Source organism: Planktothrix sp. FACHB-1355, from assembly GCF_014748295.1.
GTDB classification, from domain to species: Bacteria; Cyanobacteriota; Cyanobacteriia; order Cyanobacteriales; family Aerosakkonemataceae; genus Aerosakkonema; species Aerosakkonema funiforme_A.
In genome coordinates this window covers 1-3,282 of record NZ_JACJUP010000827.1, presented here as the reverse complement: position 1 = coordinate 3,282, position 3,282 = coordinate 1, and the positions used below count along the sequence as shown (strand labels likewise).

The following is a 3,282-nucleotide window of genomic DNA, read 5'->3' as shown; positions in this document are numbered from 1 at the left end:
TCAATCAAATTGGCACTGGAGAGGTATCGATCGCAGGCAATATTACAACTGCCAATCGAGATATTAAATTTAACGGCCCTGTCACGATTGACGGCAATATCAATTTCAACTTGGGAACTGCTAAAATTAGCTTTGGCTCAACCTTGGCAGCAGGCAATTACCCGCTAACTTTAACCGCAAATGAAATAGATTTTACAGGCGATGTTACAGGTACTAATAAATTAGTACTGCAACCAACAACACCAGATCGAAATATTGCGATCGCATCTGCTAACGACACAAACGCACTAAATTTAACCGCATCTGAAATTAGTGCCTTGCAATCCGGTTTTACTTCCATCATTATCGGGCGCAGTGACTCATCAGGCGCTATTAATATAGGAGATCAAGTTACTTTCAACGCGCCAGTAACAATTCAGTCTCCCACTGGTACCGGAACAATCACAGCTACAAGCGATCTTACAACTAATGGTTCGGCAATTGAATTGTTAGCAGCAGATAATATTGTAACTAGCAATATTATGACATCGGGAGGAAACATTAACCTCACTAGCAATAAGGGCACAATAAGTGTAGGCAATCTCAATACCAGTTTATCAAATGGAAATGCAGGAAACGTTCAATTAAACGCTAATGGCAACATTATTAGCGGTAATATCATCGCTAAATCCGATACGCTCGCAGGTGGAAATATCACCCTAAATAGCAAAGCTGGATTTATAGAAAGCGGCAATTTAAATAGTTCTGGAAATACGCTAGGAGGCTCGATCTCCCTCATCTCTCCCATCCAAATTACCGCCAGACAAATAAACTCTAGCGCCAGCATCGGAAAAGCAGGTAACGTTACTCTCGATCCTCAAGGAGATATCCAAGTTGAATACATTAACGCCCAAGGAGGAAGTCAAGGTACTGGTGGAACGATCGATATTTCAACCCAGCGGTTTTTCCGCGCCCAGGGTACTTTTATTGACAGAAATGGTGTAAATGCTAGTCTTTCCACTGCTGGAGGAACGGGAGGAGGAGCGATCGTTATTCGACATGGAGGAGGGTCGAACACACCTTTTAATGTAGCCGGTGATGCCACAAAGAACGGAACAGTCGGCAACATCACCAGTGGGTCAGGAGAAACTGTGCGATCGGGCTCTTATTTGGGCCCTTTCATTCAGGGTCGGACGCAAGTCATCACTCAAGGATCATCGGAAACACCCACTCCACAAACACCCACTCCGGAAACACCCACTCCGGAAACACCCACTCCGGAAACACCCACTCCACAAACACCCACTCCACAAACGCCCACGCCACAAACGCCCACTCCGGAAACGACACTATCGTCATCCGATCGAACTAGAATATCAACAGATCTCGGAACTCCGCCGATACAGCCAGACAATAACGGTGCGATCGCCAATAGTTCTGTGGATAAAATTCCTATACTGCGCGAAAACATCATCACCGCTCTTCAAAGAGGTCAGTTCGATGTATTTGTACCTCAAATTGAGCAGCTGAGGCAGCAGGAATATGAGAATTATTTTGGCGAAAATCTACCTGTAAACAATCCAAATTCTCTTTCCCTACCACATATTCAGAACATTCTTAAACAAATATCTCAAACGACAGGTAAAAAGCCAGCTATTCTTTATGTATTTATACAACCAGAACAATTAGAAATTGTCTTGGTGATGCCATTTGGCAAACCCATTCACCGCAGCATACCAGAAGCCGATCGCGATACTTTGCTCAAAGTGGTTGCCGATTTTCGCTCAAAAGTAACAGATCCCAATGAAATTAATACAACTTCCTACCTTAATTCAGCCCAGAAACTTTATCAGTGGCTGATTGCACCGCTCGAAGCCGAACTGCAATCCCAAGGTATAGAAACTCTCGCCTTCTCTTTAGATTCAGGTCTTAGAGCAATACCGATAGCCGCCCTACACGACGGGAAAAAGTTTTTAGTAGAAAAGTACAGCATCAGCCTAATTCCTAGCGTTAATTTGGTCGATACCAATTACCGAAACATCAGAAACTCTCAAGTTTTGGCAATGGGAGCCTCAGAATTTAGCGAATTAAGTCCTTTACCAGCTGTACCAATAGAGTTATCGACCATCGCCAAAGAACTCTGGCAAGGCAAATCTTTTCTCAATGAAGGATTTACATTAGCAAATCTCAAATCCCAACGCTCTAGCGATCCCTTTGGAATTATTCACCTAGCAACCCACGCAGAATTCAAGCCAGGAAAACCAAATAATTCTTTTATCCAACTTTGGAACTCCCAACTTAAATTGAATCAATTGCGGGATATGGGATGGAACAAACCACAAGTCGAGCTGTTAGTATTGAGTGCCTGTCGTACAGCTTTAGGAGATGAAAACGCCGAATTGGGCTTTGCAGGCTTAGCTGTAGCATCTGGCGTGAAATCTGCTTTGGCGAGTTTGTGGTACGTGTCCGATCGCGGCACTTTGGCACTGATGACAGCATTTTATCAGAACTTAAAATCTGCGCCTATCAAGCAGAAGCGCTCCAGAACGCACAAATCGCTATGATTAAAGGTGTCGTGCGTATTGAAGATGGTGAAGTGCGCGGACTCGATTCTCAACCTGAAGGAGTCCCTTTGCCACCAGAACTAGCTTCTCTAGGAAATCAAAATCTCTCCCATCCTTACTATTGGGCAGGTTTTACGATGATTGGTAGCCCTTGGTGAGAAAGTCAAAAGTTAAAAGTTAAAAGTCAAAACTTGAAAAAGTCAAAAGTTACTTCTTTTTGTTGTCTTTAGATTTTACTATCATGGCGGCAATAATATTCATCAATTCATTTGTCTCATTCAAGAGGGGTATCAATCTGTTTTCAGGAATTACAGCCGTTCCCTCTGTAATGAGGTACACCCTAGAAACCCGGTTTTTTGGAAAAACCGGGTTTCTAGGGTGTACCTCATAACAGCGCAAAGCGCTGTATTAAAAAACACCCAGAACAATCAGGAAAGTAAAGACGCAGAAGCCGATGAAAGAGTAGATCGTTATATAGAGGATACTTTCGTGATGTTTCGTTACCTTTTCTGTTGAGTCAGCCATAGGAGTATCCTCTGTTTCAAAACTGATGTTTTGCTAGCTTTTTTGATGAAGTTTTGCAAATTCAAGAGCTTCTGCTGCTGTAGAAATTCTACCTTCGATGCGTGCTAGCTGAATAGCAGTGAGGAGTTGACCGATTTGTGGGCCAGATGGCAGGTTAAGGGCTTGCATTAAGTCTTTACCGGTGACAAGAGGAGTAGAGATCGGAAGAGCGTCG

At 43.4% G+C, this 3,282-nt stretch carries 2 protein-coding genes and 1 pseudogene; 2 read left to right on the top strand and 1 reads right to left on the bottom strand.

Annotated elements, in window-relative coordinates:
- Both H6S82_RS34170 and H6S82_RS34165 read left to right on the top strand, forming a co-directional pair.
- Positions 1-2,543, top strand: a 2,543-nt coding sequence (locus H6S82_RS34170) for a CHAT domain-containing protein (protein WP_191056911.1), incomplete at its 5' end; no start/stop codon positions are given.
- Entirely contained in the window at positions 2,540-2,701 is a 162-nt protein-coding gene (locus H6S82_RS34165; RefSeq protein WP_191056910.1) for a hypothetical protein, read from the top strand. The genes H6S82_RS34170 and H6S82_RS34165, both read left to right, overlap by 4 nt.
- 400 nt (positions 2,702-3,101) lie before the next feature.
- On the opposite strand, the pseudogene H6S82_RS25510 reads toward H6S82_RS34165, so the two are convergent.
- Positions 3,102-3,282, bottom strand: a pseudogene (locus H6S82_RS25510) (CCA tRNA nucleotidyltransferase); the annotation flags it as partial.